Genomic DNA, 7,495 nt, shown 5'->3' on the forward strand with positions numbered 1-7,495 from the left:
GGATTATCAAGCGGGCGCGCAAGACCTAATCTTCTTCCTACGCAATGTCCACATCGAGACCTCTTCCGGAAGGAACCAACATGAAAACTTTTTCGTACGACCCTTTATATCTGTTCATCGACGGACGCTGGCTGGACGCGGAAGCGCGCGACACCGTTGCCGTCGTCAACCCCGCAACGAATGCCGTGCTCGGCCGCGTGCCGCTGGCCGACGCTTCCGACCTGGATCGTGCGCTGGCTGCCGCCGAACGCGGATTCGCGACGTGGCGCCGTACGGCTCCGGCCGAGCGCGCACGTATTCTCAAGGCCGGTGCCGACCTCATGCGTGAACGCGCCGAGCACATCGCGACCCTGATGACGCTTGAAGAAGGCAAACCCCTCGTGGAAAGCCGTGACGAAGTGCTGCGCGCGGCCGACTATTTCGAGTGGTTCGCGGAAGAGGCACGCCGCATCGACGGCCGCGTGGTGCCGGCCAACCGCCCCGGTGTGCTGCAACTGGTCAAGCGCGAACCGATCGGCCCGGTGGCCGCCTTCACACCATGGAATTTCCCTGCCATTACGCCGGCCCGCAAACTGTCCGCCGCCCTTGCTGCCGGCTGCAGCGTGATCATCAAGCCCGGCGAGGAAAGTCCGGCGACGGCGCTGGCCCTGGCGCGGGCACTGGACGACGCCGGCCTGCCGAAGGGCGTGCTGCAGGTCGTGTTCGGCGTACCGGACGCCGTGTCCTCCCGACTGATCGCGTCGCCGGTGATCCGCAAGGTGGCATTTACCGGATCGATGCCCGTCGGCCGCCTGCTGGCCGAACGTGCCGCGGCAGGCGTCAAGCCGATCACGCTGGAACTGGGCGGGCATGGTCCTGTGCTGGTGTTCAGGGACGCGGACCTGGACGCCGCCGCCGCCGGCGGTGCCGCGAACCGCTTCCGCGGTACCGGCCAGGTCTGCATCTCCTCGACACGCTTCCTCATCCAGCGTGACATCTACCTCCAGTTCACCGAACGCTTCGTCGCCGCCACCCGCGCACTCGTCGTAGGCGACGGCCTGGACGCCGCGACCCAGGTCGGTCCGCTCGCCAACGCCCGCCAGCTGGCCAAAATGGAGTCCCTCGTCGAGGACGCCGTGCGCCAGGGCGCGCGGCTGCTCACGGGTGGCAATCGCATCCCCGGCCCGGGGTATTTCTTCGAGCCGACCGTATTGGCCGACGTGCCGATGAGTGCGCGCGTCATGCACGAAGAGCCGTTCGGCCCGATCGCGGTACTGCGTCCGTTCGACGGCCTGGACGACGCGCTCGCGGAAGCGAATCGCCTGCCCTATGGCCTGTCCGCATACGCATTCACCCGCGATGCCCGCACCGCCATCGATGTCGCCGACGGCCTGGAAGCCGGAATGATCGGCATCAACCAGTATCGCATCGTCGCTACGGAACTGCCTTTCGGCGGCATGAAGGAAAGCGGCATCGGCTCCGAAGGCGGTACCGAAGGCATCCACCATTACCTGGTCAATAAATTCATCAGCCAGGTCTGAACCCGCACATAGAAAAGAAAGGCATCGCCATGAACACGATCGATTTTTCCAGCCCGCGCGACGCTGCGCGCGCATTCACGCCCAAGCTCACCGCATTGGTCGAACGCCCGCTGTATTCGCAAGTCTGGACCGACCCCGACCTGGCGCCACGCGACCGCAGCCTGATCACCATCGCCGCGCTCGTTGCGCTGGGCCATGTGGACGAATTGGGCCCCCATCTGAAGCGCGGCGTCGCCAACGGCCTCACCGCGACCGAACTGTCGGCTGCGATCACCCATCTGGCTTTTTACGCCGGCTTCCCGGCCGCCATCAGCGCGTCGGCGTATGCGAACGCCGCGTTGAACAGCGGATCCGGCAAGTAAGCGTCATCCCTTATCCACCCTGTACCTCGACCTGCAAATTTTTTTCAAGGAGAACATCATGAAAACCCAAACGACCATCCTGCTCCTCGCCGCCGTCTTCGCTACCGCAGCCAATGCCGCACCACGCGGCGACGCGGCGGCTTACGGCCAGCCCGTATCGTCGAATTCCGCCGACCGCGTCATCGAGCTCACGCCGCAGACACGTTTCGTGAACGTGACCAATGGCGAGACCGTCACCTTCGAAAAGGGCGGGCAACGCTTCACGTGGCATGTCGACACCTTTAACAATGTCGCGGAATTCGCCCTCGCCAAAATTTCCCCCAACACGATGAACATCAACGGCGTCGAAGTCTATGTGGCGCCGGGCGAGTATTACCGTCCGTAAACCATCGGAGAAGCTTGGCAGCTTCCTCATGTGCCAGGAACAAAAAACCCGCAGCCCAAGGGCTTGCGGGTTGTTTGCTTGCTGGCCATGCGCAGGTGCTGAATAGATCAAATTATGTTTGTCAAATCCGTGTCTGTAAAATCAACAACTTAGGTATGTTACCGGTCCGTCAATGTTTGTCAAATCTCGCTCTGCGGTAGTTGGGCGTCCTGTTGACATGCCGCCAATGTTTGTCAAATTGCGCCACGCAAACGCTCAACACAGTATTGGCGACAATCAGTGGCCGATACCGGTCGCACCAAGTTGAACGCGACCTTGTGCCCAACCACTGCGCGGTCTAAAGTAAGAACCAGCACAGCGAGCCTAGTGCTCGTCCGACAGGGCAGCGGGACCGTCATGGCAACAAGAATATCATCAGATCCTCTGGTGCAACCAAGTCACGACCGGCAGCTGCTGCAGGTTGCGGCGCCTGTACCCCTTGCAACAACTGGGCCCGAACATTACCTCGTCGCGCCGTCCTTACCAGATGAAGCCATCATTTCCGTTATCGGGCGGTTTCATATACTGAGCTGTAACGGGACGCCGACCGCCACTTTCCAGGAGCTATTCAACTGCGCTCCGTTCAATTTGTCTGCCTGGATCCCCCCGCACATCGAGATGCTCGCACCACGGATAGGTGAGGATGTGGAAGCGTGCACGCTGGAGATCTTGCGTGCGCATACGCTGTACCCGTTACTTGCAATTTTCAACGGACTGTCGTTCCCTGCCAGTCCAAGAAGAGCGAACGCGAACAAGGCCACGAATACGCCAAAGCGGTTTTCAACCGAGACGATCCGGCTTTGCCTGGAATGCCTGCGTGAAGATTTGGATGTCCATGGAGTTCGCTACATTCACCGGTCCCATCAAATACCCGGGGTAGAAGTGTGCAGCAAGCATGGTTCCCCCTTGCTTTACAAATGTCCTCACTGTGAGTGTTCATTCAGCCGGCACTACAATCTCGCCCTTGTACCTTGGCGGCGATGCACCTGCAAAAAATATGTTTTCGACAGCATATCGCCCGCACAAGAAGCGGACCCCGTCGCGCTGTCCTACGCCCAGTTCTCTGCAACGCTTCTACAGTCAGCCCCACACGCAACGGTGTCACCACATATGCTGGTCGAGAACTATCGTGAACGTGCGCGTGCAATCGGATGCAGTTGGGGCAACGACAGAGTGAGCCGTGTCCGGATCAAGACCGAGATGGAAAAATTCTATGGAACAGCCTTTCTCAGAAGAACGGATACGGCCTATCGTGACGACCGGCTAAGCGAATGGTTGAAGATGCTGAACGATTATAGCGTCACGGAACCTCCGCTCGGCCGCCATCTGCTATTTGCGCATTTTCTGTTTCGCGATGCAGCCCAGTTCCTGGCCACCATTGGTGCGACCAGCAGGGATGGGCGAACGGCTGGCATTGATCAGCCCATCGTGAAACGACGGACCGGCGGCATCGGTAACGGTAGGGCTAGCAAGCCGAGCATAAAACAGCGTATCGCCGGTCTTTTGCGCGAACTTACCGATCGCGCTCGCGATATTCCTGATTGCTCAATAGAGGATTTGTGGAAATCGCATTATGGATTGATGAAGCGACTTGTTTCTCTCGATCTAGAAGCGATTACCCTGTTGAGACGAAAGCTTCAGCAACTGAAACCCAGGCCGGTGGGCCCGACAAAAGTTCCACGCAGGAGTGAGAAAGATGGCGAGCGTGCGCGCTCGGTTATGGCGACGGCCGCTGCCTTGTATGCATCCGTTGGCAAGCCAGAAAAAGTTACGATCAACCGTCTCGCCAAAGACACCGGCTGGGATCCTGCAACGCTCAATCACTACGCCTTTCCCGAAACTCTGCGAGCGCTGGAAGAGTGTGCGGAATCCAACTGGCACTTTTATGCCCGGCGGATTTTATGGGCCAAGCTGGCGCACAAGCATGCTGCGATCAGCGTGGTAAGAGCCCGGTCAGGAGTGGAATACCATCGCTCCCTCGTACTGATGCATTTTTTTCAGGATGTTGATTTATCGGTTTCTTACGACGCTGAAACCATAACGCGGCTGCTTGCGGAACACGGCATCCAACGCGACTGGCCCGGTCCCTGCCCGGGACGGGAATTTCCTCCTGCTGGCCGGCGGTACTACACGAAAAGCCAGACCTAAATTGCCGAGTCTGACCGGGACCAAAATAGAGATGCGTACCAGTTCCTCTCACCCCTTCAGTGTAGCCGTTAACGTAGCGCGTCCTCGGTATGTTTCTCACGCCACGCAAGCTGGCGCGCCCGAAACACGGCAGCTGGTTCAAGGACTTGGGACAACAGTTCTGCCGTTCGGGGTAGCCGCGCAAGGTGCTTGTCGAGCCACGATGCGTTGCCAGTGTATCGCCCGATCTCGTTGAGGGTCACACGCAGCGGGCGTCTCGACGGATCCAGTATCGCTGCAGCTGCCAACTCCACGCGCTCCGCCATCGCCATGTCGCGGGCACACCAGTCAACTGACGAGGTCCGCTCCACAATCCGAAGTGTGGTGGGAAGCTGAGCCTGGAGCCAGGCTCGGTCGTGCCGGTACAGCCAAATGAAGTCGGCCCCCAGCGCAGTCTGGAGCGCCTTGAATCCGGCTGATGGTGACGCGACCAAGGCGGCTCTCAGCTTGTCACGGGCCTGTGTCTGCCGCTGCTCTCGTATGGTGGCGGTACGCTGAGTTTGCAGGCCGCGATCCGCTCCAAGGATGCGATTGACGGTCGATGCTGACAGTCCGGTCGTGTTCGCAATATTCGCGATGGTATCGCCCGCCGCCAAGGCGCGCCGCACTCGCGAACGGACCGCGACATCGAGCTTCTTGGACCTGCGCGTAAAGCCGATGCCGATTTTTTCCGCTTTGACCAGGACTGCGTTGACAGACAGGCCGAGCTCTTTCGCCACCTGACGCATCGACCGACCCTCGGCTGCCAGCGCGGTGATCTTGCATTCCGTAGCTGTGGATGCCTGTTCGTCAGGTGCGGAAGTAACCGCCGGGGAAGGGATGTCAATCCAGAGAAAGGATTCGACGCTCTCGGCCAGAAACCCGATCAGCAGAACATGCAGCAGCGGGTGGTGCGCGGCACGAGGCCGGCGGTAAAGACTTGTCAACCACGAATCGTCCCCAGCGCAGCGCGCGAATATGCCATCAAACGGGGGGAGGTTCCTCATGCTCCCCCAAAAATCGAGGAGTGCGCTTTGCAATGCTCGGTGACGGACCCTCATGCTGGCCGTAGCCAGGTTCCGATCCACCAAATGGGCGAGGTAATGGTTCCGCCAGGTCAGCGGGTCGAGTGGCACGCCCCGAAGTAAAAATAACTGGGCAATGAGCCGCGAGACGACCCCTAATTTTTCAAGTGCCCGATCGTCGACGTTCGCAACGCTCTTCTGACCATTCCACTTCGTGGCCGCAGCCGGAAGAAATAACTGCGTGCGTTTCAGGCGCTGCGTCAGGCAGCCGAATGCAACGAGAGGAACACCGTGATAAGGGCACACCAGGACACCTGGAAACTGATGCGCGCGATACCACGTCGCTATGCCGATCGTCTCGCAGTCGGTCCCAGCACAGACGGGGCAGAAACGCGGCACGTCTTCCGCTCCCACGCGGCTCGCCAACAGTCCCAAGGTGATTTTCGTATTGGTTGCCGTGCCCATCGCCATCGAATCGGCAATCCGTGTGTAGTGGGCAGAGTTCATAAACGGCCTGAAGCACGGGAGGATCGTGTGCCCTTCGATCAGTTCCTCGATCGTGTTCACCGGCAACTGGAGATGCTTCGAAATCAGGTGCAGGCCACTGGGAAAGGCCGTGGCCAGCGTCACGCATCGCCGACCCAGCAATTCGATCAGCGTGTCTCCGGAGGCAGGATGGCCAGTCAATGCATGGTGGCGGGCCACGATGCCAAATATCGTCTCCTCGGGCACAACGATATCGCCAGCTTTTCCTGCCAGCTTCGCTTCCAGAGCTACGGATGGTTTCGCCGCCCGTTCAACGACGGCCGCCCAGGTTGACGCCTTCATGGCTGATCACGCCCTTCTCGACCAGGTACTGGTGCGGATCATCCGCATCCGCCGCAGTCCGCATATCTACGTACCCGGGAGGTAGTGCTGGATCGACCGCACCGGGACCGGCGGGTTCGGTGCTACCGTCACACGACTGTGGTGATACGCTCTGCCCGGTCTCCGCTGCCGGCGCGGCAAAACCTGTCACCGGAAACAGCTGGTCGAGATAATCCTGCACGACCGTGACGTGTTTCGGAAACTCGAGCAATTTCGCCAGGGCTTCATCGACCGGCAGCAAATCCTCGTATTGCGATAGCGACTTCGTCGTATTCGTGCGTAGCGCATTGATTGCAGGGTGAAGCAATGCCAACCCATCGTCGTACGTCTGCCGCAGTAGCTTTGGTGTCAACGTTTCGGTGCCATCGAGCATGGCACGCTGTTGCGCGAGCTTGAAGAGCAACACGACGAAGTCAGGAATGCTCTGACTGAGATCGAAGACCGTATCGAGCATCTCGTCATCCGGGTCTTGTGGTTGCCGGACCCACTGATATGTCCAGATACGCCGAACGAAATCGTCCCACTCCTTCACCCGCTTTGGCGGCCGTTCGAACTGGATCAAACCACTTTCCGAAGCCCGGCGGCCATCCTTCATCTCATTGGTGAACAAATGGGCGGCCTTGCTGGTACCGATTTCGACCACCGGCACCCGGAGGGTTGTGCGCAGATCCTGGAAGAAATGCAGCAACGGCGCCGTGCCGTGTGTCTTCTGCAAACTGAGCCGCTGAATCTCGTCGATGATCAGGATGCCGAGGAAGTGGGTCGCAGCGATCTGGCGCATGGCCCCTTCAAGCATGTCCTCACGCATTACTGTCCTTGAAAACAGTTTTTCGTATTTGCCGCCGGTGCCGAGAGCTGCATCGACCTGTCGCGCGAACTCACGGCAGAAACTCGAGATCGAACCGTTTTTGGGGCAGGTTACTTTCAGCCATACCAATTGCGTGATCGGCAGATGGCGCCCTCGCCAGGAGGTGTGATGGATAACCTGCTGCGGGTAGGTTCGCAAAATCGCATCGGCGCAGGTTGTCTTTCCAGACCCGCTCAGTCCGACGATGTAAAGTGGACCCATCAGTCAAGACACTCAGCCGGCTAGTTTAAGCTGTGTCCGTTTCCACTTCAGCAGCTGCCCGG

6 protein-coding genes are annotated in these 7,495 nt (G+C 59.6%); 4 read left to right on the top strand and 2 right to left on the bottom strand.

Going from position 1 to position 7,495, the window contains the following annotated elements; genetic code table 11:
- Positions 1-80: 80 nt before the first annotated feature.
- From QPK29_RS29220 to QPK29_RS29235, 4 genes are all read left to right on the top strand, one after another.
- Entirely contained in the window at positions 81-1,520 is a 1,440-nt protein-coding gene (locus QPK29_RS29220) for an NAD-dependent succinate-semialdehyde dehydrogenase (RefSeq protein WP_371771909.1), read from the top strand.
- 29 nt (positions 1,521-1,549) lie between these two features.
- A complete protein-coding gene (locus QPK29_RS29225) occupies positions 1,550-1,882 on the top strand; it encodes a carboxymuconolactone decarboxylase family protein (protein WP_371771908.1) in 333 nt (110 codons plus the stop codon).
- Between the two features lie 58 nt (positions 1,883-1,940).
- Entirely contained in the window at positions 1,941-2,267 is a 327-nt protein-coding gene (locus tag QPK29_RS29230) for a CzcE family metal-binding protein (RefSeq protein ID WP_371771907.1), read from the top strand.
- A gap of 396 nt (positions 2,268-2,663) precedes the next feature.
- A complete protein-coding gene (locus tag QPK29_RS29235; RefSeq protein WP_371771906.1) occupies positions 2,664-4,454 on the top strand; it encodes a TnsD family Tn7-like transposition protein in 1,791 nt (596 codons plus the stop codon).
- A 68-nt stretch (positions 4,455-4,522) separates the two neighbouring features.
- Here QPK29_RS29235 and QPK29_RS29240 read toward each other — a convergent pair whose 3' ends face one another.
- A complete protein-coding gene (locus QPK29_RS29240; RefSeq protein ID WP_371771905.1) occupies positions 4,523-6,325 on the bottom strand; it encodes a TnsD family Tn7-like transposition protein in 1,803 nt (600 codons plus the stop codon).
- On the bottom strand, positions 6,294-7,433 hold the full coding sequence (locus QPK29_RS29245) for an ATP-binding protein (protein WP_371771904.1): 1,140 nt from the start codon (positions 7,431-7,433) through the stop codon (positions 6,294-6,296). Before QPK29_RS29245 ends, QPK29_RS29240 begins: the two co-directional genes overlap by 32 nt.
- Positions 7,434-7,495 lie beyond the last annotated feature (62 nt).

The sequence above is a fragment of the Massilia orientalis genome (genome assembly GCF_030411975.2).
Classification (GTDB): domain Bacteria; phylum Pseudomonadota; class Gammaproteobacteria; order Burkholderiales; family Burkholderiaceae_D; genus Telluria; species Telluria orientalis.

What these genes read in the sequence shown, in the direction of transcription:
- QPK29_RS29245 (WP_371771904.1), bottom strand. Translation starts at nt 7,433, where the DNA reads ATGGGTCCACTTTACATCGTCGGACTGAGCGGGTCTGGAAAGACAACC.
- QPK29_RS29235 (WP_371771906.1), top strand. Translation starts at nt 2,664, where the DNA reads ATGGCAACAAGAATATCATCAGATCCTCTGGTGCAACCAAGTCACGAC.
- QPK29_RS29225 (WP_371771908.1), top strand. Translation starts at nt 1,550, where the DNA reads ATGAACACGATCGATTTTTCCAGCCCGCGCGACGCTGCGCGCGCATTC.
- QPK29_RS29230 (WP_371771907.1), top strand. Translation starts at nt 1,941, where the DNA reads ATGAAAACCCAAACGACCATCCTGCTCCTCGCCGCCGTCTTCGCTACC.
- QPK29_RS29240 (WP_371771905.1), bottom strand. Translation starts at nt 6,325, where the DNA reads ATGAAGGCGTCAACCTGGGCGGCCGTCGTTGAACGGGCGGCGAAACCA.
- QPK29_RS29220 (WP_371771909.1), top strand. Translation starts at nt 81, where the DNA reads ATGAAAACTTTTTCGTACGACCCTTTATATCTGTTCATCGACGGACGC.